This window comes from Mesorhizobium sp. BR1-1-15 (assembly GCF_020165475.1).
Taxonomy (GTDB): domain Bacteria; phylum Pseudomonadota; class Alphaproteobacteria; order Rhizobiales; family Rhizobiaceae; genus Mesorhizobium.
The window spans coordinates 161,967-182,422 of record NZ_JAIUIF010000009.1 but is presented as its reverse complement, the minus strand read 5'-3'; the positions used below and the strand labels follow the sequence as shown (position 1 = coordinate 182,422).

The 20,456-nt window shown below is 63.3% G+C and carries 18 protein-coding genes; 10 read left to right on the top strand and 8 right to left on the bottom strand.

Translation table 11 applies throughout. The features are described 5' to 3' along the window. The first annotated feature begins 26 nt into the window (after positions 1 to 26). Positions 27 to 932, top strand: a complete 906-nt coding sequence (locus tag LB541_RS17540; protein WP_140498353.1) for a LysR family transcriptional regulator — start codon at positions 27 to 29, stop codon at positions 930 to 932. Between the two features lie 195 nt (positions 933 to 1,127). On the opposite strand, the gene LB541_RS17535 is transcribed toward LB541_RS17540, so the two are convergent. The 3 genes from LB541_RS17535 to LB541_RS17525 form a co-directional block, all read right to left on the bottom strand. Beyond that, positions 1,128 to 2,045 carry an NADP-dependent oxidoreductase gene (locus tag LB541_RS17535; RefSeq protein ID WP_140498352.1) on the bottom strand — a complete coding sequence of 306 codons (918 nt, stop codon included), beginning with the start codon at positions 2,043 to 2,045 and terminating at the stop codon, positions 1,128 to 1,130. Positions 2,046 to 2,199: 154 nt separating this feature from the next. Then, positions 2,200 to 2,901 (bottom strand): nitroreductase family protein, encoded by a 702-nt coding sequence (locus LB541_RS17530; protein WP_224619148.1) that lies wholly within the window; start codon positions 2,899 to 2,901, stop codon positions 2,200 to 2,202. A 130-nt stretch (positions 2,902 to 3,031) separates the two neighbouring features. After that, entirely contained in the window at positions 3,032 to 3,988 is a 957-nt protein-coding gene (locus tag LB541_RS17525) for an AraC family transcriptional regulator (protein ID WP_140896265.1), read from the bottom strand. A 261-nt stretch (positions 3,989 to 4,249) separates the two neighbouring features. Here LB541_RS17525 and LB541_RS17520 point away from each other — a divergent pair, with 261 nt between their 5' ends. Continuing rightward, positions 4,250 to 5,203: a DMT family transporter gene (locus tag LB541_RS17520; protein WP_140557296.1), complete on the top strand. Its 954-nt coding sequence runs from the start codon at positions 4,250 to 4,252 to the stop codon at positions 5,201 to 5,203. A gap of 12 nt (positions 5,204 to 5,215) precedes the next feature. On the opposite strand, the gene LB541_RS17515 is transcribed toward LB541_RS17520, so the two are convergent. Then, positions 5,216 to 6,652, bottom strand: coding sequence for a PLP-dependent aminotransferase family protein (locus LB541_RS17515; RefSeq protein ID WP_224619147.1), 1,437 nt, complete (start codon positions 6,650 to 6,652; stop codon positions 5,216 to 5,218). 598 nt (positions 6,653 to 7,250) lie between these two features. Between LB541_RS17515 and LB541_RS17510 the strand changes: the two genes are divergently transcribed. Both LB541_RS17510 and LB541_RS17505 read left to right on the top strand, forming a co-directional pair. Then, positions 7,251 to 8,375 carry an acetylserotonin O-methyltransferase gene (locus LB541_RS17510; RefSeq protein WP_224619146.1) on the top strand — a complete coding sequence of 375 codons (1,125 nt, stop codon included), beginning with the start codon at positions 7,251 to 7,253 and terminating at the stop codon, positions 8,373 to 8,375. 123 nt (positions 8,376 to 8,498) lie between these two features. Further along, positions 8,499 to 9,026, top strand: a complete 528-nt coding sequence (locus LB541_RS17505; RefSeq protein ID WP_140524782.1) for a c-type cytochrome — start codon at positions 8,499 to 8,501, stop codon at positions 9,024 to 9,026. 159 nt (positions 9,027 to 9,185) lie between these two features. On the opposite strand, the gene LB541_RS17500 is transcribed toward LB541_RS17505, so the two are convergent. Then, positions 9,186 to 10,730 (bottom strand): alpha/beta hydrolase, encoded by a 1,545-nt coding sequence (locus LB541_RS17500; protein WP_224619143.1) that lies wholly within the window; start codon positions 10,728 to 10,730, stop codon positions 9,186 to 9,188. 283 nt (positions 10,731 to 11,013) lie between these two features. Here LB541_RS17500 and LB541_RS17495 point away from each other — a divergent pair, with 283 nt between their 5' ends. After that, positions 11,014 to 11,808: a class I SAM-dependent methyltransferase gene (locus tag LB541_RS17495; RefSeq protein WP_224619140.1), complete on the top strand. Its 795-nt coding sequence runs from the start codon at positions 11,014 to 11,016 to the stop codon at positions 11,806 to 11,808. On the opposite strand, the gene LB541_RS17490 is transcribed toward LB541_RS17495, so the two are convergent. Both LB541_RS17490 and LB541_RS17485 read right to left on the bottom strand, forming a co-directional pair. Further along, positions 11,802 to 12,872: an ROK family transcriptional regulator gene (locus LB541_RS17490; protein WP_224619139.1), complete on the bottom strand. Its 1,071-nt coding sequence runs from the start codon at positions 12,870 to 12,872 to the stop codon at positions 11,802 to 11,804. The genes LB541_RS17495 and LB541_RS17490 overlap by 7 nt on opposite strands. Before the next feature lie 81 nt (positions 12,873 to 12,953). Further along, positions 12,954 to 13,604, bottom strand: coding sequence for an SGNH/GDSL hydrolase family protein (locus LB541_RS17485; protein ID WP_140566495.1), 651 nt, complete (start codon positions 13,602 to 13,604; stop codon positions 12,954 to 12,956). 355 nt (positions 13,605 to 13,959) lie between these two features. Here LB541_RS17485 and LB541_RS17480 point away from each other — a divergent pair, with 355 nt between their 5' ends. The 5 genes from LB541_RS17480 (at position 13,960) to LB541_RS17460 (ending at position 19,291) form a co-directional block, all read left to right on the top strand. Further along, positions 13,960 to 15,006, top strand: a complete 1,047-nt coding sequence (locus LB541_RS17480; protein ID WP_411961462.1) for a substrate-binding domain-containing protein — start codon at positions 13,960 to 13,962, stop codon at positions 15,004 to 15,006. Positions 15,007 to 15,074: 68 nt separating this feature from the next. Continuing rightward, positions 15,075 to 16,586: a sugar ABC transporter ATP-binding protein gene (locus tag LB541_RS17475; protein ID WP_224619137.1), complete on the top strand. Its 1,512-nt coding sequence runs from the start codon at positions 15,075 to 15,077 to the stop codon at positions 16,584 to 16,586. Between the two features lie 9 nt (positions 16,587 to 16,595). Then, positions 16,596 to 17,558, top strand: coding sequence for an ABC transporter permease (locus LB541_RS17470; protein ID WP_411969795.1), 963 nt, complete (start codon positions 16,596 to 16,598; stop codon positions 17,556 to 17,558). A 3-nt stretch (positions 17,559 to 17,561) separates the two neighbouring features. Then, positions 17,562 to 18,515, top strand: coding sequence for an ABC transporter permease (locus LB541_RS17465; RefSeq protein WP_224619133.1), 954 nt, complete (start codon positions 17,562 to 17,564; stop codon positions 18,513 to 18,515). Between the two features lie 92 nt (positions 18,516 to 18,607). After that, complete coding sequence (locus LB541_RS17460) at positions 18,608 to 19,291, top strand: SGNH/GDSL hydrolase family protein (RefSeq protein ID WP_140498341.1); 684 nt, start codon at positions 18,608 to 18,610, stop codon at positions 19,289 to 19,291. Positions 19,292 to 19,519: 228 nt separating this feature from the next. On the opposite strand, the gene LB541_RS17455 is transcribed toward LB541_RS17460, so the two are convergent. Further along, the gene (locus LB541_RS17455; protein ID WP_140498340.1) at positions 19,520 to 20,428 is read right to left on the bottom strand and encodes a hydrogen peroxide-inducible genes activator; all 909 of its coding nucleotides are present in this window, start codon (positions 20,426 to 20,428) and stop codon (positions 19,520 to 19,522) included. Positions 20,429 to 20,456 lie beyond the last annotated feature (28 nt).

Sequence of the window (20,456 nt, the reverse complement as noted above, 5' to 3'; positions counted from 1 at the left end):
TTATAAAAAACAATAGAGGTACGAAAATGCAGAATCTCGAGCACGTCCTCATTTTCATAACGGTAGCGGAAATGGGCAGCTTCACCCGCGCGGCCGATAGCCTGGGCATCCAGAAGGGGAGGGCCTCGACGGCGGTCCGGAAGCTGGAAGAAGACGTCGGTGCCAGGCTCCTGCACCGCACCACGCGCAGCGTGCGCCTGACGGAGGACGGGCGCGCGTTTCATGCCCGTGCCCGCGATCTGCTGGCTGAAGTCGATGATCTGCACTCGATGTTCGCCGGCGATCGCGTGGCGCTTCGCGGGCGCTTACGGGTCGATCTTCCGACCGAAGTGGCGCGCACGACGATCGTGCCGGCCTTGCCGGAGTTCATGGCGGCTCACCCCGAGTTGGAGCTGGAGGTGTCGAGTACCGACCGGCAAGTCGATCTGGTTCAAGAGGGGTTTGACTGCGTCTTGCGACTTGGTCCCATCGGAGACGAGACGCTGATTGCCCGCCCGCTGGGCCTGTTGCGCATGGTCAACGCCGCCAGTCCCGCTTATCTGGCGCGCTATGGCGTCCCTCGGTCGCTGGACGACCTCCAGCGCCAGGAACATCGGACAATTCATTTTTCGACGATGCTGGGCGCGAGACCGCATGGATGGGAATATCCGGACGGCGACGGCTACTCGACGCGTCAGTTGCCAGGCGCGCTACACGTCAACAGCGCGCAGACCTACGACGCTGCCGCCGTCGCCGGCCTTGGCCTGATTCAAGCGCCGCTTCTGGGGATTGGCCAATACTTGAAGAGTGGAGCGCTGGTGGAGATCATGCCCGATTTGCGTCGCCGGGCGATCCCCGTGTCCTTCGTCGTAGCACATCGCAGCAATCTGTCGCGCCGCGTCCGCGCATTCATGAAATGGATCGAAGATGTACTGGCGCCGTATCTCGAATAGCGGGACGAACATCTTCGTCCCGCCTCGAAATCAACATTCTGGGTATGTCTGCCGGTCGGCGGCCCGGCGGGCCAACAGAATGCGACACCGAAACCGGCGGGGCCGACATGAGATATCGCTGCTCGCAACCTATCCGGGGCCGCCCGTCTGGACGAAATCGGGGAGAGAGGAACCGTCCCTCTCTCCCCCAAGACCTCACGGGCGAACGCGGATGACCGTTTTCCCCGCGCGTCGCTCGGTCGAGTTGAAGGCGGCGATCGCCTCGTCGAGAGGAGCGACTTTGCCGATGTTCGTCCGCAGCCGTCCGTTCCGCACCCGCTGGACGATCTCGCTCAGCTGGGCACGATCGGCTTCGACGACGAAGTCGACCGCCAGGCCATCCACGGGCCTCGCCTCGGCCGGGCCGACGACAGTCACCATCGTGCCTCCGGCTCGGATCAGCGCCGCGGACCGCTTCTGGATGTCGCCGCCGATGACATCGAACACCAGATCGACGCCGCGCACGTCTTCGAGGGCGTCGTTCTCGAGGTCGACGAATTCGTTTGCGCCGAAGTCGAGCGCCTTCTGGCGGTCGGCAGAGCGTCCGGTGCCAATGACGTAGGCGCCGGCCTCTCGTGCGAGCTGCGTCACCATCGACCCGACGGCGCCGGCCGCGCCATGCGCAAGGACGCTCTGCCCCGCCTGAAGACGGCCGTGCTGAAACAGTCCCTGCCACGCGGTCAGGCCCGAGATCGGCAGGCTAGCGCCCACCGTGAAGTCGACATCGCCCGGCAATGGCGCGAGGTTGCGGGCCTCGATAGCGATATACTCCGCCAGGGTGCCGTCGCGATACCAGTCGGCGAGGCCGAACACCCGCTGGCCCACCGACAGTCCCGTCGTACCGTAGCCCAGGGCGGTGACCACCCCGGCCAGCTCGTGCCCGGGGATCGATGGCGTCCGGTCGCCGTCGACGCGATCGGTCCAGGTCGAGGGCCACGTCAGCTCGGTCGGGACGAACCCCGACGCATGGATCTCGACGACGACATCGTTTATCGCCGCCTGCGGCTCGGGCCGCTGCACCACCTTCATCCCGGCCGTTCCTGCAGCCTGGTCCGTCACTACGATCGCTTTCATGGGAATTGTCTCCTCAGACATTTGTTGGTTCGGGGTAATTTACGGGCGTGGAAGGTCTTCGATCTCTCACGCAATCAGCCATTGGCGCGGCGCCTTCCACGAGAGCGGCAGTTCTTGCCATCCTTGTCTCCGTAAGATCTGGAGTTGCTGGGGATTATGCAAAGTCCAGGACATCGGCCACCGGCATGCGCGGCTTCTGCGGCCAGTTGCCGGCTCGCTCCGGGCCGACGGTCAGCAGCATCACCGGCACTTCGTCTTCGGCCAGGCCGAACTCGCGGTGCACGGCCTCGGCGTCGAAACCGATCATCGGCGTCGAACCCAGGCCCAGCGACCGGGCCGTGTAGATGATCGCCGCGGTGCCAAAGGTCGCGGAGCGTACCGCCTCGTCGCGCTGGCGCCGCGGCTGATCGTCATACAAACCGCGAGCGGGGATCTCCCATTCCGGCACCAGGTGCGCCGGCATGATGCCGGCCTCCACCACGGGCGCCAGGCGGGCTGGGACGGTGCTGGCATCGGCCAGCCTGCCGATGATGATGAAGGTCACGGCCGCATCGGTGATCGCCGGCTGATTCCAGGCGATCGGGCGCAGCCGTGCCTTGGCTTCCGGCGAGCGTACGGCGATGAAGCGCCAGTTCTGCAGGTGGAAGGAGGTTGGCGCGGACGTGCCGATACGCACCAGGTCGCGGATTTGGTCGTCGCTCAGGGTGGCAGCGGGATCGTAGTACTTGGCGGCGCTGCGGCTTAGGATCGTTTCGATGACGGCATTCGTCGCGAAAGCGTTTTCGCTCTTCCCGGTTTGCGCGAAGATCTGGGCGGCTACGCGGGTTGCGGGTCCCGTGGTGGCGAGGCAGTTCATTGGATGGCTCCCTTATCAAGTGATTGCGGAGCCTAATCTACGGGGAAGAGTGATTATTTCGAGGCTGAATTAGCTCAATGTGATGCGCGAAAGGATCAAATTGCGCTTTCTCGATTCCGGACCGCGCGTCTTACTCGCCCTTGTGCGCCCGTCGCCGCCACTCCCCCGGCGTCATCCCCGTCCTTTCGGCGAAAACACGCCGGAACGCCGAAACGGATTGATACCCGACGGTCTCGGCCACGGCCTCGGTGCTGATCGCCGGCTTCTTCAACTCGTTGGCGGCCAGGCTCATGCGGAGATCGGTCAACAAATCGAGCGCGGAGCGACCCAGCTTGTCCTGGAACTGGCGCATGAACGTAGCGCGCGACATCCCGCACAATTCGGCCAGATCGGGCAGTTTCCAGGGCCGTGCCGCATCGGCGAACATCGCGGAAATGGCTGGAGCAAGCCGGGGATTGCCGGCCAGGGCCAACAAGCCTTCGGGGGCTTTCCCGGATTGGCTCGCCGCGCGCAGTACCAGTGTGAACAGGGCCGAAGAAAGCGCGTTGAGAATGGCGCGTCCTCCGGCTCTGTCTCCGGCGGACTCCATTCGCATCAGCGTCACCAGGCCGGCCAGTTGGCTGGAGGCGGAGCCGATGCCGTTTTCTTCATCGCCATCCTTGGACCGCGCCACCAGATCCGCAGGCAGGTAGTTGCGGACAAGCCGATCATGGGGCGGCGCGATAAAAAATCGCCCACACAGCAGATCCAGTTGCTCGCCCTGGCCATCATTCTCGCTCAGCATCCATCCGGCAGCCCCCCGCCGTTGCTGGGTAGGGATTGGTATTTGCCCGCTGCCGTCGTGCAGCACATGCGCCGCGCCGTGAGGCAGCAGCACAATATCTCCACTCACCAGCTCCCTTGCTGCTCTCGTGTCCGGATCCTCCAAAATGGCCCGGCCCCTGACGATGACATGGTAGGGAATTTCGTTTGCGGCAGCCTTGCTCCAGGCAATGCGCCACGGCGCACCGTAGGCGCAGCGGACCTCGAGCTGGCCGGTAACGGTGATGATTTGCAAGAGATGGCTGAGCCAGTCCACTTCAGACATTGGACCTCGAAAACCGGAAATGGTGAAACATCTTATCGCAATTGTGCACTGGTTCTATCTGTCGCTCACATTTCCAAACCCGGCTACGCTCGCGCCTGGATCGCGAGCGAGCCACCGAGCGCCGCACGATCGGAACAGGGGGCCTGTATCAGGCGCCGCGGCCAAGTGCAGTTTCTTTCGCCTTTCAAAACGGATGCACGACCCAACTGCGCAGGCTATATTGTCCCATCGGGCCGACGTCATCGAAGGGGAGGGCATGACATGCAGGCAATGCCGATAGCGCACCACGTCGCGCAACCCGAGGTCGTGCCCTCCGTGACCGGCTATCCGGCCGCCGTCCTGTGCTGGCTGCTTTCGGCTGGCGTCTATATCGCGGCCAAATGGGTGGCGCCTGAAATGCCGCCCTGGGGCCTCTGCTTCTGGCGGCTGACGCTTGCCTGCGCCATCCTGCTGCCGATCGTGCACCGTCATCACGACGCGATGATCGGACTGTTGCGAACGCGCGTCGTGGAGGTCGTTGCGGTGGGGGCGATCGGCCTCACCCTATGTCAGGGTATGATCTATCATGGCCTCAACGACACCGACGCCACCACGGCCGGCATCATCATGGCGCTGTCGCCTGTCATGACGATGGTGCTCGCCCGTTTCGTGCTTGGCGAGCCGCTCGGGCTGTGGAAGTCGCTAGGCGCGCTGGTTGCGCTCGCCGGGATGATTTTCATCGTTGCCCACGGGAACCTGACGGCGCTGCTGCAACTCAAGTTCAACGCCGGCGAGCTCTGGATCGTCGGCAGCGCGTTCTGCTGGGGCCTGTACACCGTGCTTTTGCGCCGTGCCAAATTCGGCATCGAACTCCTGCCGATGGTCGTGCTGCTGCTCGGCGCCGGTGCGCTGGTCGCCTTGCCGTTCCATGTGTGGGAATTGTTCAACGACGAACGCTCCGCCATGGACGTCCACAGCATTCTCGCGCTCGCCTATCTGGCCGGTCCGGGCGGCGCCTTGATGTACTATCTCTACAACAAAAGCGTGGAAACGCTCGGTGCGAGCCGAGCGAGCATGCTGCTCTACCTGCAGACGGTGTTCGTCGCTGTGTTAGCCTATCTGCTGCTCGGCGAGGGCTTGCACGATTACGATCTGGTCGGCGCGGCCTTCATTGTCACCGGCATCGTACTCGCCACCGTGGTCAAACCCAGGCCAGCTCAACCACGCGTGGCGTAGATAAATCGAAGGTCAGGGCGGTTCACTGTCGAAACAGGCGCGCAGCAAATGCAACCCTTCTTCGATGCGGGGCGTCGGAATGGCGCCATACCCCAGCATGATGCCGGCTCGCGGTATGGCGTTCACGGCGAACCGTGACAGGATCTGGACGGCGACGCTGCGATCGGCTGCGCGGCGGGCGACCTCGGCGATCCGGTCCGCCGACATTTTCCGGGCAAGAGCGGTGAGATGGAGGCCCGTTGTCGATGGGATGAGCTCGAGATGCCCGGCAAAATCATTGACGATGGCGTCCGCGATGATCTGGTGCCGTTCCCGGTAGATCGCGTTCACCCGACGGATGTGACGCGCAAAGGCGCCCTCATCGATGAAACGCGCGAGCGCTGCTTGCGCCGGGGTCGATGAATGCCAGTCGCTGACGAATTTCGCTTTGTGCACGGCCGCTCGCAGCGATGGCGGCGTCAATATGAAGCCCAGCCGAAGCGTCGGCAGCATTGTCTTCGAGAAGGAGCCGACGTAGATGACCCGGCCTTTTGCGTCGAGCGTCTGCAACGGCTCGAGGGGACGGCCCCCGAAACGGAACTCGCTGTCGTAGTCGTCTTCGATGATGGCCGCGTTATTTCGCTCGGCCCAGGCCAGCAGCGCCTGCCGGCGCGGCAGCGTCATCGTCACCGAAAGCGGAAATTGATGAGACGGCGTGACATACACGGCTCGGACTCCGCGCGGTAGCGCATCAACGACCAGGCCCTGGCGATCCACCGGTACACCGACCACACGAATACCCAAGGCCTTGAACAAATGCCTCGGAGGACCGTAGCCCGGATCTTCAATGGCAATTGCATCGCCCGGTGCCAGCAGGACGCGTGCCAGGACATCCAGTGCCTGCTGCGTACCGTTTGTGACAATGATGTCGTCCGCAGCCGCCCCGATCCCTCGGGAGATGCCTATGTGCCTGGCGATTGCGACCCTGAGATCGTGATGTCCGGCGGGATGCTCGTAAGTGCCGGCGGTCGCTTCGCCCGAACGCAGCGCCCAAACCACCGACCGCCGCCACGCCCCGTGCGGAAACAGCGAAGCATCGCAAAACCCGGCGTGAAAGTCGAACCGAACCGGCTCGAATGCGGGTGGTGGGGCTATCGCCTCCCAGATCTGGCGTGGCTGGAGCACGCCGGTAGATCGGCGTCCGGTCTTTTCTCGCCCGGCCGGCACGACCAATTCGCTGATGAACGTCCCAGACCCCTGCCGGGATGTCACGAACCCTTCCGCGGCGAGCCGTTCATAAGCCACGGTCACGGTGGCACGCGACACGGCAAGCGTCCGCGCCAGTTCGCGGCCAGGCGGCAGAGGGTCGCCGGGCCGCAGCCGTCGATCCAGAACGGCGCGCCGTATCTGACGATAAATCTCGCCGCTGAGATTCTTGCGCCCGACCAGGCTTATGTGAAAGGCGGTCATTGTTCAGCAACTGGAATTGGTCTGACGCAGGCACTGGAATTCAGCCTGCCACCAGTCCTCCTGCGTCCTGCCGGCTTAGCGGCAGCGCCCTGCAAGTGTCGTCATGCCAATTGGAATTGGACTGGCCAAGAATCCATGAATTGGCACTTCTATCGGTCCTCTAGCCTCCTTACCATTGCTTCGGCGGCAAGGGAAGAAGCGGATGGCTGGCTATGGGAGGCTGAAATGCCTCGAGCGGAGACTCGAATCCATCACCCGTCGAGCGTGCGACTACCTTGGTCTGTGCCGAAAACCACAGTCGCGGCCCTCAAGACTTGGCAATTATCCGTCTCAAGAGGTCGGGCAATCGCGGATTTGTCCCCCGAGCTGTTGAGGGACATTCGGGTCCATGCCATCGATCTGCCGGACCACGGGGCCGATCCTACGCCGGTCGCCACGGCTGACCCTATTCGCGCCATCGGCGCGGCCTTGCGAGCACAAGGCCGCCGCCGCATGCTGGTGGACCATTCGATCGGCGGCATTTTCGAAACCCGCGCCGTCGAGACCACCGCGCGGCTCGAAGCTGCGAACCAACCGTCAACATTTTGGGGAGAGTGCCATGCCCAACCATCAGCGCTCTGCTACGCGCACGACAACGCTTGCCCACCAGCCCGGTTCGATCCCGGGCGAGACAGGGCTGCGCGCGGCCGACCGACCAATCGTCACCAAGCAAGAGCTTCCTTCCGCTGTCCCACTGATGGCGCTTTCGACCGGTTTCTGGGCCTTCAAGACTCTGGCCGCCGCGCACGAGTTGGACCTCTTCAGCCGCCTTGCGAGCGGCGCCGCCATCACGGTTGCCGGTTTGGCGGAAGCGCTCGGCCTGCATCAACGACCGGCCGAGATGCTATTGACCGGCTGCGCTGCACTTGGGCTCCTGGAGAAAACGGACGGCCGCTATCGCAACACGCCCTTAAGCGAAACTTATCTCGTGAAGGGTAAGCCGTATTACTTCGGTGGCTTCGTGCAGATGGCCGACAAGCGACTCTATGCGGGCTGGGGAAGGCTTGCAGAGGCGCTGCGCACGAACCGGCCAACCACATGGGATCCGGCAGTGCAATCCTCGATGTTCGAGGGCGAGGATCCTACGATGCTGGCGCTTTTCTGGGAGGCGATGCATTCGCTTTCCACGATGACCGCGCGCAAGCTCGGCGAAGCCGTGGATCTCAGTCATTTCCGCCGCCTCCTGGACATCGGCGGCGGATCGGGCGCGTACGACATCGAGCTTTGCAAACAATATGGGGCGCTGCGTGCGACCGTGTTCGACTTGCCGCATGTCGCCGCGATCGCCGCGGGAAAGATCGCCGAGGCCGGCTTGACCGACCGCATCGAGACCGCGGACGGCAATTTCTTCGAACAGCTTCCCGGGGATCACGACGTGCATCTCCTGTCGATGATCATGCACGATTGGGACGAGGCGAAGAACCGCGCCCTGCTGCGCCGATCCTTCGAGGCTTTGCCAAGCGGCGGCGCGGTCGTCATCAGCGAGCTTCTCGTCAATGATGAAAAGACCGGCCCGGCGCCGGCCGCGCTGATGAGCCTCAACATGCTGATCGAGACGGAAGGACGAAACTACACCCCGGCCGAGTATTCGGCGTGGCTCGAGGAAGCCGGATTCAGGCACGTCGAGACGGTCTGGTTCGATGCTCCCGCCGCGAACGGCGCCGTGATCGGCCGCAAACCGTAAGGCGCAACGTAGAGCGGATCAGGTGCGCCGCAATCGGCTGGCCGGGCTGCGTAACGGCAGCCCCCGACGGGAGCACGACAAAGGTCATAGGAGAAGCCAAGAACAAACCCAAGGGAGAAAACCATGTTTCCAGCGTCAGTTCGTCTCGCATTGCTCACGGCCTCGGTCGTCGCCCTTCCATCATACGCCGCCATGGCCGACGACGCGCAGGTCGCGCGTGGCGAGTACCTGGTCACGATCGCCGGCTGCAACGACTGCCACACGCCCGGCTACTTCTTCGGCAAACCCGATATGTCGCGTTTTCTTGGCGGCTCGGATGTGGGCTTTGAGATACCTGGCGTCGGTGTCTTTCCCGGTCGAAACATCACACCCGACAAGGAGACCGGCATCGGCAGCTGGACCCCGGAGCAGATCGTCGCTGCGATCCAGACGGGCCAGCGGCCGGACGGCCGCACCCTGGCGCCGATTATGCCCTGGCCTGCTTTTGCGCATCTCACAGCGGACGATGCCATGGCGATCGCGGCGTTCCTGCAAAGCGTGAAGCCGGTAAGCAACAAGGTCCCGGTCCCGTTCAAGCCTGGCGACACGGTGTCGAGATCCATGATGCGGATCATACCGCCGGGCGGAACCGCTGCCGCTGCACCGAAATAGGCCGAAAACCGGCCTTCCACCGGACGTCGTGCTCGACGCCGCCCGGCGTCGTCCCGGAGCATGGCCAAAATGGCATCCGCGCCGGCCTCGCCATTCGCGGTCAGTCCCACAGCCATTTCCACACGCGGAACTGACGGCGGCTGACGCCGCAATCGCGCATCAGCTGCTTCGTGCAAGCGCGCTGATGCTGTCGAGCAGCGGCTGTTGGTCGCCGACCCAAAACCAGTGGTCGTCACCGGCGACCTCGATGAACCGCGCGCCCGGGATCCCGGCGGCCAGGAGCCGCCCCGCCTCGACGCGCACGGCGCGGTCGCCGGACCGGTGCAGGACAACCGTCGGGACGGAGACCTTTGCGAGCAGGGAACGGACATCGGTATCACGCAGGGCTTCGAGCAGGCCCGCGACCGCGCCGGGGCTGGAGGCTGCCCTGAGCAATCCCGCCCACCAGGTCTCCGCCTGGCGGTCTCCGGTGAGGCCCGGGGCGAACGTCTCGATTTCCGCCGGGCCGCCCCAGCCGGCGATCAGCCGCTGCTTCCACAGATCGTATTGCGCGGCGGTCAAGGCGAAGGGATAGTCCGACGCGCGGCTGCCTTTCGCGAGCGAGCCCCACAGGACAAGGCCGATGAGCCGATCCGGATGATCGATGGCGAAACGGACACAACCCGGCCCGCCTTCCGAGGCGCCGATGAGCAAGGCCCGGCTGCTGCCGGCCGCGTTCATGACTGCCAGAATATCCTGCGCTGTCGTTTCGACTGTGGCACGGACACCGACACGGTCGGAAAGTCCCATGCCGCGCCGGTCGAACAGGATCAGGCGGCCCAAGCGCGAAACCGCTGATATCCAGGCGCGGCAGCGTCTGTCTTCCCAGATACGCTCGACATGCGAAATGAAGCCGGGAACAAGCACGATGTCCGTCGGTCCGCTGCCGACGATCTGATAGGCGAGATGGATGCCGTCCACTTCGACGTAGCGCGTCCTGGGCACGTCCAAAGTGACATCTTGAGTTCGCTCCCGCACCAGGGCAAGCGTGGCCGGGTCCGGCGCTACGCCGAGTTCGTCTCGTAACAGCCGGACACAGCTTTCGGCCTGGCGCTCGGCTGCCGCCCTGTCCCCGGCCGCCAGGTGGGCGCGGATCAGGTGACGGTGCGCACTTTCGCTCAAGGGGTCGAGTGCCGCCAGGCGCGTCGCATGCACCACCCCGCTGCGTGGTTCGCCGCCGGCGATCTTCGCTTCGATGGTACGCTCCAGCGTCTGCACCAGTCGGCTACGCAAGGCCTCGCGCCTGAAAAAGACCCATTCGTCGAATTCCGGACAATCCGGGAGTGAGAAGCCGCCGAGATAGTCGCCCTTATAGATGTCGGCCGCCTCGTCGAGCGGGCCGACATTGCAGGCATGCTCGAAAACCTTGGAGTCGAGCTCGACGAAAAGCGCCGGGTGTAGGCTGAGGGATGCCCCCGTGGCGGCGATGACCTCCGTGCCGAACGCGATGCGAATTTTATGCAGTGTGCGCCGAAGGCGTGCTCGTGCGGCTTCTTCGTCGGTTTCGGGCCACAGAAGCGTGGCGGCGACCTCGCGCGCCACGGGCCCGCCGGCCTCGGCGACATAGATGAGGAGCGCGGCCGCCTTGCGCAAGGCGAGCTCCACCGGCTGCCCGTTCAGACGGAACTCCGGAAACCCCAGAAGTCGGAACTCCAATCTTTCCATCGACCCGTACGCGGCCGAGCGGGGACGTTCAGGGGACGCCGGCCTTCTATCCATCCCACGACGTCGGGCCGATCGGGCCCGATCAGGAGACTCCTTGGAGCGAGAAATGTCACCGGTCAATACTCTCAGCCAGCATTGCACGTCCGAGGCCATTGCCGGGGGTGGCGTTCCCATCGGCGTCAAGAACGCAGGGAAAGGAGGCTGAGACATGTGCCAATCCTGTCTCTCCTGGTACGCACGCTGCATTGCTCCCTACCTCGTCCACGCCGGCTGTTCGGCAAACGTGTTCGCGCGCATGCGAAGGCGCCTGATCCCGCGGGCGCAGGGCATTGTCGTCGAAGTCGGCTTCGGGTCCGGCCTGAACCTTCCCTATTACGACGCCGCCAGGGTGGAGCGGCTGGTCGGCATCGATCCCGACGGCACAATGCTTGGCCTGGCCGAACCGAAGATCCGTTCCCTGCCGTTCGACGTCGACTGCATCCGGGCCAGCGGCGAAAGGCTGCCCTTGATCGATGGCCTCGCCGACACGGTCGTCGTCACCTATGCCTTCTGCACCATTCCCGACCCTGACGCGGCGCTGACCGAGATCCGCCGCATATTGAAACCTATGGGCCGGCTGATCTTCATCGAGCACGGCCAGGCCGAGGGGCCGCGCGGCCGCAGATGGCAGGAGCGGCTGAACAAGCCGTGGGGACAGATCGCCGGCGGCTGTCATCTCAACCGCCAACCGCTGCACTTGATCCGAGAGGCGGGCTTCCGCATCGTTGAAGAGGAGCGCGGGCGGTTCCCGCTGCCCTTCTGGCAATTGGGAAGCCACTACGCCGGCGTCGCGGTGCTCCGACAGGGTGACGGGCCATCACCCCAGGCCAGATCGTGCATTACGAGGTCCCACGCACATCCGCTTCCGCGCGGAATTGCCGATGACGGTCGTCGGCATCCCGTTCCTGATGCGCGAGGTCACAGAAGATGGCGTGAGGGACAGCTTCTCGCACCGGAGTTAGCCGACATTCAAACCGGGTGCATCCACGTCTCAGATGGGGCTTTGCAACCCTTCTGTTATCAGCGTTCCGATCATTGAATCATAAACCGCGAGCTGAACGGCAGGCTGGCTGCGCCGACGGCTTTCGGGCTGATGGTCACCCGCGCTGGCAACGCTTGGACAGTGGCAAATTCCCGGCCGATATCGGCGCACAAGGCCTTGGCGATTTTCTGCGGCGCATAGCTGGACAGGAGGACCGTCCTGAACTCGACAAACTGGGTCAGCGCCGAGATCGATGCTTTCAGGCGGTTTGAGCATTCCCCCAGCCATTCGGTGTAGGCCTCTCCAAGATCAGGCCACTCAGGGCTGCTGCTCCAGATGATTTCGGACGAGCGTCCGCGCATGGCCAGTTCGCTTTCCAGGCGCATGAGGCCATGATCGAAGCTGGCACTGGAGTTTCCCTTATAGATCTGGTGGTTGAGGATGAGCCTGCTCTGCAGCCTAGCTCCGAGATAGAAGAACAAATAGTCGTTCAGCGGCTTTGCGACGCCGAACATGCTCTCGCCGCCGGCCGCCGCGGTGATGTCGTTCTGGACGAAGACCGGCAGCTTGATCTGCTCTTCGATCTCGCTTTGCAAAGCCTTCAGGGACGTGCTCGATCCGTTGCCGGTTGCAGCCATGGCGTCGACCTCATCGGGAACGGCCAGCCCGATACCCGCGACCCGGCTGCGCGCCTCGACCGGCAGGCTCGTCATGGCTTGCCTGATCGTCGCAAGCAAATCGCTGCTTTGCGGAAACGGATTGGCTTCATCCGCGGGCAACTGCGTGTGGAAGCGCACGGTGCCGATGAAGTCGATGAGCGCGATGTCGATCCTGCGCCGGCTGAAGCCGACGCCGACCGCGTAGGCGCCTTCCGGGTTGAGTGAAAGCGGGATGGTGGGGGGCCCGACACGGCCGCGCTGCGCCTCGCCCTGCGAGACCAGCCCTTCCTGTTCGAGGGAGCGGACGATGACCGAGGCCGTCTGCGCCGACAGACCGGTCTTCTCGCCGATTTCCATCCGCGATATGCCCTCGTTCTGAAGCAGCAGCGACAGCACCAGACGCTCGTTGTAGCTGCGCACGCTCAACGCGTTCAGCCCGCTCGCACGATCGGCGATGCGCAAGGGATTGGGTGGTGCAAACCTCATGTCAGGCAAGGGTCGCCCCATCGGTAAGAGCGCATTGCCGGGCGGCGGTATGGTTGCTCATGTCGAGCGGCTCCAGCCGATCGCATCGACCGCGCGGGCGAGTGCGATGCCAAGCAGTCTGTGCGCTTCGGCATCGATGTGAAATCCGTCCGCTTCGCTGCAGGACACCACCGAGCCAGCATCGAAAAAGTGCAGTTCGAGCGAATCCGCCAGCACCTCGAACTCGAGCGCCAGCAGCCGCGATTTCTCCGGTGCGCCGGCGAAGATGGACTTCCACTCCTTGACGTCGTCCTGCATCGGCGGCGGTGCGACGATCATGATTTCGGGTGTGGTGCCGCCCGGACCGGGCGCCAGTTCCTTGATGTCGTAGACAAGGCAGCCGATGCCCATAGCCACTTCCGACGGCGGTTTGTTGAAGCGGATCTTGAGGTCATTGGTGCCGAGCATGATGATGACGAGGTCGAGCGTCGCATGGCTCTGCAGACAGGGGCGGAGATAGGTTCTACCGTTCTTGTGTGTCCCCTCGATCGGATCGTCGTGGACGGTGGTTCGACCGCTCAATCCTTCCTCGATGACATACCAGTCGGGGCCTAGCTGAGCGCGCAGTATCCCCGGCCAGCGCTCAGCCGGGCCATAGCGCTCGAGCGGCCCCTTGCCGGGGATCTGGCCGTGCGTGTTGGAGTCGCCGTAGCACAAGACTGATCGCATGATTTTCCCGCCGGGACTGACCGCGCGCCGGTGCAGGACGAGCGCTCTTCATGATGAATAGCGGAGTGGCGAAAGGCAAGCAACGGAATAGTCATTCAACATGACTAACTATTGACAGGTCAAACCCACTATGCTTCTAAAGTGCCCGGAGGAGTTCTCGACCGTCATCATTGTCCAGCCGAAATTGGGCCTCGACACACATGTGTTCGGGGGCGGGAGAATTGCGTGCATAGGTCGGTTCGCGACGACAAGCATGCATCGGGAGAGCGTCTCGCGGCCCGTGCGCGTCCGTACGGCCGGAGCAACCACAAGGAGGAGTTCAATGTTAGGATTGCTGAAAACCGTCGGGCTGGGGATGCTCGTTGTATCAGCGCTTGCCGTAACGTCCCTGGCGCACGCGGAAGATGTCAAGCTGATGGACGGCGTCGCGCCGCGCCCCGACGACACGCGCATGACCGAGGCCGGCGCATTCAAGAAGGATCCCCCTTGGGTCATCGGAATGAGCGACTTCGGCGTCAACGCCAACACCTGGACCGTGCAGGTCGCGCATGAGGCGGAAAATGCCGCGGCAAAGGACAAGCGCATCTCGAAGTTCATCCTCCTCGATGCCGGCTTCGATCAGAAGAAGCAGGTAGCCGATATCGAGGATCTGATCGCCCAGCATGTCGACGCGATCATCGTTCAGCCGGTGACCAGCACGTCGGCCAACGCCAGCATTGCCAAGGCGGTCGCCGCCGGCATCCCCGTCATCCTTCACACCGGCCGCATCGATTCCGATGCCTACACCACCGAAATCCAAGGGGGAGCCGAGCACTTCGGCAAGGTAATGGGCGACTGGCTGGTGAAGACCGTTGGCGACAACGGCAAGATCTGGGTCCTGCGCGGCCTTGCCGGCCACCCGGAAGACACCAACCGCTACAATGGGCTACTGGAATCGCTCAAGGGCACACATGTGCAGATCATCGCCGAGGAGCATGGCGACTGGCAGTATGACAAGGCCAAGAAGCTGTGCGAGACGCTCTATCTGAACAATCCGCAGGTCGACGGCATCTGGTCGTCCGGCGCCGACATGACGCGCGCCTGCGTCGATGTCTTCAAGCAGTTCGGCACGCCGATCCCGCCGATTTCGGGCGAGGGCAACAATGGCTATTTCGGCCAGTGGATCACGGATGGATTCAAGTCGATCTCTCCGGAATACAGCCCGGCCCAGGGTGCTGCCGGCGTGCGCGCCGCTGTAGCCCTGCTCGAGGGCAAGCAACTCTACAAGCGCTATGTCTACAACCCTGATGGCTGGGACAAGGACAAGGCCGCGAAATACTATCGCGACGACCTGACGGCCAATGTCTGGTGGCCGAGCGAACTCCCCGAAGACAAGCTCAAGGAATATTACGGCAAGAAGTGACACGCCGTGGCCGGCGGGGAGTGGACAAGCGTCCCCGCGGGCCCTTCCAGTGGTGAAGCGAGGGTTTAGTGGCCAATCTTATCGAGATGTCGCACATTTCGAAGGCATTCGGGGGAAGCAAGGCGCTCCACTCCGTTTCCCTCGATCTGAAGGCCGGCAGCGTTCACGCCCTGATGGGCGAGAACGGCGCCGGAAAATCGACCTTGATGAAGATCCTGGCGGGCGTGTATCAGCCCGATTCCGGCGGGATCTTCATGAATGGGGAAAAGCTCGATCTGAAGTCACCGCGCGCCGCGCTCGATGCCGGCATCTCGACCGTTTTCCAGGAACACTCGCTGCTGCCTAATCTGTCGATCGCCGAGAACATGTTTCTCGGCCGGGAGCCGACGAACCGGTTCGGCTCGATCGACTATTCCGCGATGAACAGCCGAACCGCCAAGGCACTCGGCGAACTCGGTCTCACGCTAGACTCCTCGCAACTCGTTTCCAACCTGACCATTGCCGAGCGGCAATTCGTCGAGATCGCGCATTGCATCCAGGCCGACGCCGGCGTGCTTATTCTCGACGAGCCGACAGCGGCGCTCAACGCGGCCGATGTCGATGTGCTCAACCGCAATATCCGCCGCCTGCGCGATAGGGGAAAGGCAATCGTCTATATTTCGCATCGCATGGAGGAAATCTTCGAGCTGTGCGACACTGTGACGGTGCTGAAGGACGGCGCACTGGTCGGCACCAGAACGGTGTCCGAGATCACCACAGACGAACTCATCGCCATGATGGTCGGGCGCGAACTCCAGGACCTGTTCCCAGATCGCACGGGCGACAGGGGCGGCGAAATCCTGCGCGTCGAGAATCTCAGGATCACCGAGACATCGCAGCCTCTGTCGCTGACGTTGCACAAGGGCGAGATCGTCGCCCTCGCCGGGCTTGAGGGACAGGGCCAGCAGCGCTTCCTGCGCTCCTTGATCGGCCGCTACCATCCTTTTGGCGGGACGATTTCCATTAGCGGCAAAACGCTCGACATGCCGCTCTCGACATCATCAGGCGTTCGCCATTTGCAGCAGCTGAAGGTCGGTTTCGTCCCCGAGGACCGCAAGGAGGAGGGGCTCTTTCTCGCTTTGCCGATCGCCCACAACATCGCCATCGGATTGCATTCGAGGCGACGCGAACTTGCGCCGGCGCGGCCCTATCGAAGCGTCGTTGCCAGCATGATGGATGTCATGAACATAAAGGCGACAGGGCCGTCCGCTCCGGTCGGTTCGCTGTCGGGCGGCAATCAGCAAAAAGTGCTGCTCGGGCGCTACCTCGCCGCGGATCTCGATCTTCTCCTGGTGGAAGAGCCGACCCGCGGCGTCGACATCGGCGCCAAGTCCGAGATCTACCATCTGCTGCGCGACTTCACCCGCAAGGGTGGCGCGGTGCTGGTGCTGTCGCGCGAGACGATCGAGCTGATCGGGCTGTGCGACCGCATCTATGTCGTCCACCACGACACAATCGTGGCCGAAATGCCGGCAGCACAGGCGACGGAGCACAAGATCCTCGACGCGGCCCTGACGGGCGGCTCGGCGCGCCGGCACTAGGGGCCTTCCATGTATCGTAGCCTGTCCAACATCGTGAGTGGCCGGAACACACGGCAGGGCCAATGGGGTCTTCCATTGTTGGTTGCCTTGCTCATTTCGCTGTGGCTGTCGGTTCAGACGACGCAGTTCGCAACGGCCGAAAACCTTTTCAACCTGGTTGCGCAGGCGATGCCGCTGGTCATCGCGGCGGTCGGACAACTCGTCGTCGTGCTCGTCGGCGGGCTCGATCTATCGGTCGGCTCGGTCATCAGTTTCACGACGGCGGTGCTGGCGCTCGACCAGCCGGCGATCGTGCTGATCCCGGCGGTCTTCGTGCTGGCCGCATTCATCGGGCTGATCAACGGCCTGGCGATCACCCGTTTCAACGTCCATCCAATCATCGCCACGCTATCGACGCAGTACATTGTCCTTGGCATCACGCGCATCTTGCGTCCCGTCTCCGGCGGCACCGTTCCGGAGATCGTCATTGCTGCCGTCTCAAGCAGTTTCCTCGGTATTCCTTATCCGGTCTTTTGGGGAATCGTCGTGATGCTGTTGGCCTGGAAGCTGCTCTACGGATCGCGATACGGCCTGCATCTGTTTGCGATCGGCGGCGGCATCGCGTCGGGGGCCGAAAGCGCTGCCCGCAATTTCGGCGTCTCCGATCGCCGAAACATCATCCTCGCCTATGTGGTCTGCTCCTGTTTCGCGGCCGTTGCCGGTGTCTTCCTGGCCGGGCGCATCGTGTCGGGTGATCCAAATGTCGGGTTGCTTTTCGAACTCGACACGGTCACCGCCGTCGCACTTGGAGGCACCCAGCTTTCAGGCGGAATCGGCAGCCTGCACGGCACGGTGATCGGCGCGCTTGTGATGGCACTGCTGGCCAATGGCATGAACCTCGCCAACGTCTCGCCCTTTGTCCAGACGGCGATCAAGGGCGGCATTCTCTTGGCCGTGGTCGGGCTGCAATCCCGCAAGAAGATGGGGCTCTGAGCGATGACTGCCGTTCTCGCAAACCCGATCGCCCAGCGTCTGCTTCGCATACCGCCGTCCTACTTTGTCTTCCTCGTGCTTCTGGCCACGCTGTGGGTCGCACGGCCGAACATGCTCAACCTCAACATCATGGGCATCTTCATCAGGCAGATCGTTCCGCTCGGCATTCTCGTGCTGGGGCAGCTCGTCGTCATGCGCGTGAAGTCGATCGACCTCTCCGGCGGCGGCATCATCCTGCTGATCAACTATTTCATCTCGTCGGGCAGTTTCCCGGGCGCGTCGCTGCCCTTCTTCGTCGTACTGGCGCTCGCCACGGGCCTCGTCATTGGCCTGTTCAACGGCTTCATGATCGGCATCCGGCGGGTGTCGGCCGTCATAGTCACGCTGGCCGTCAGCATCATCCTGGTCGGACTGGTGCAGTTCCTGTCGAGCGGCAATCCACCCGGCGATGTGCCGAAACTGTTCAACGACCTCTACAACACGAAGTTCCTGTCGGTTCCGACGCCGGTGCTGTTCTGGATCATGCTGACCGCCGCGGTGTGGCTGCTTCTGTCGCAGACCGTATTTGGTCGCTACGTGGCCTCGGTTGGCGAGAATGCCGACGCTGCCCATTTTTCCGGCGTGCCCGTCCAGCGCACGGTCATCCTGGCGCATACGCTCGCTGGCCTGATCGCGGCGATCGCGGCCCTGGTACAGACCGGTTCGATCGCCGTCGGCAGCGTGCGCGTCGGTCTCGACCTGCCGATCCTGGCAGTCGCGGCGACGATCCTTGGCGGCGTCGCCTTCGGTCGCGGCGACGGCGGCGTCTGGGGACCTTTCTTCGGCTCGCTGTGCTTCGCGCTTTTGTTCGTCGTGATGACGGTGCTCGGCATCGACGAACCCGGCAAGCTCATCGCCCAGGGCGTCATCATCCTCGGCGCGGCGATCTTCTATGGAGTGCGCGTGCGAACGCCATAAATCGAAACAGCCAAAGGCAAGCCGGCACCGGCGTTCGCCTGGATCGATAAATCTGCACGTTCAGACAACTGCAAACAGATGGAGAAACATGGATGTCACCGCCAAAAAACATCATGTGCTACGGCGACTCGCTGACCTGGGGCTGGGTTCCGGTCAAGGAAGGTTCGCCGACCTACCGCTACCCCTATGACCAGCGCTGGACGGGCGTGATGGCGGCGGCGCTGGGAGCGGGCTACCACATCATCGAAGAAGGGTTGAGCGCGCGCACGACCTGTCTCGACGATCCCAACGATCCGCGCCTCAATGGCGCCAATTATCTGCCCTCGGCCATCGCCAGCCATCTGCCGCTGGATCTGGTCATCGTCATGCTGGGCACCAATGACACGAAGTCCTATTTTCGCCGGACACCCTACGAGATCGCCAACGGAATGGCGAAACTGGTCGGGCAGATCCTGACGAGCGCCGGCGGTATCGGCACGCCTTATCCGGCTCCGAAGGCGCTGGTCATCGCGCCGCCGCCGCTGACCCCGATGCCCGATCCCTGGTTCGAGGGTATGTTCGGCGGCGGCCACGAAAAGTCCAGGGAGCTGGCCAGGCAGTACAAGGCGATGGCGGATTTCATGAAGATCGACTTTCTGAATGCCGGCGATTTCGTCACCACGGACGGTATCGACGGCATCCATTTCACCGCTGGCAACAACGCCGATCTCGGCCGCGCGGTCGCCGACAAGGTCAAGTCTATTCTTGAGCCAAGCCGCGCCAGCACCGCCGCCTGAAGTCGCGACGCCCGCCGGCTTGCGCAACAGGCCGGTTCGCAGGCGTGTCGCATTCTTCCTGTATGCCATTATGGACCCAACGATGAGCCCGGTCCGTAATTCTGCCCAACACGTTCCGTGGCACTTGACCCACTTGCTTTTATGAAGACGAGCTATCCACTCAAGCCGTTCAACAAGCGCACATTCGAGGTTTGCCTGGGCCGATAGTAAGCTTGGGCTCCTCGTCCTTCACACCGCCTGCACCGCCGCCGCCAATCCTCGTATGATCTTCGCCAGCTCCCTGCACTCATTGTGCAAGGTGCTGTTGCGCCGCCAGGCAAAGCAGATCGTGCGCTGCGGCATGGGTTCCTGGAACGGCACGATCTTGAGATCGGGGATAGTGCCGGCAGGTCCCGTGGCCATTTCCGGGATCAGCGTCACGCCGAGCCCGTGCGCCACCATCTGCAAGAGCGTGGTCAGGCTGGTGGCGCCGTAGCTTGCCATCGCCACCGGCCGCACATTGCCGCAGACAGCCAGTGCCTGTTCGCGCAGGCAATGGCCCTCCTCCAGCAGCATCAGCCTTTCCAGCGCCGGGCTTTCAGGCGGCACCGGCGGCGAGGCGAAAGCCGGATCGCCTGACGGCACGGCCAGGAAAAACCGGTCGGGGAACAAAGCCTCGGTCACCAGGCCGGGATGGTCGAGCGGAAGCGCGGCGATGAAGGCATCGAGCTTTTGCGACGCGATGTCCTCGACGAGCGAGGCGGTCACCGCCTCGCGCAGTTCGAGCAGCAAGTCCGGGAAATGCATTTTCAGCTCGGGCAGCGCACGCGGCAAAAGATAGGGCGCGACGGTCGGAATGATGCCCAGCCGGAAGCGCCCTCCCATGGCAGGGCGGCCACGCCGGGCGATGGTCTCGACCTCGCGTATGTCGGAAAGGATGCGTTCGATGCGCGGCAAAAGGGCTGCCGCCTCGTCGGTCATGCGCACCGATTTGCCGCCGCGTTCGAACAGCCGGCAGTTCAGCCGCTGCTCCATTTCCGCGATCTGCGAGGACAGCGCCGGCTGGCTCACGCCTGCAAGTTTCGCCGCACGCCCGAAATGCAGCGTCTGCGCAAGTGCGTCGAAATAATGCATCTGGCGGACGGTTAGGCCTATCATAAGAAAATCCTATTGAAAGGAACAGGAA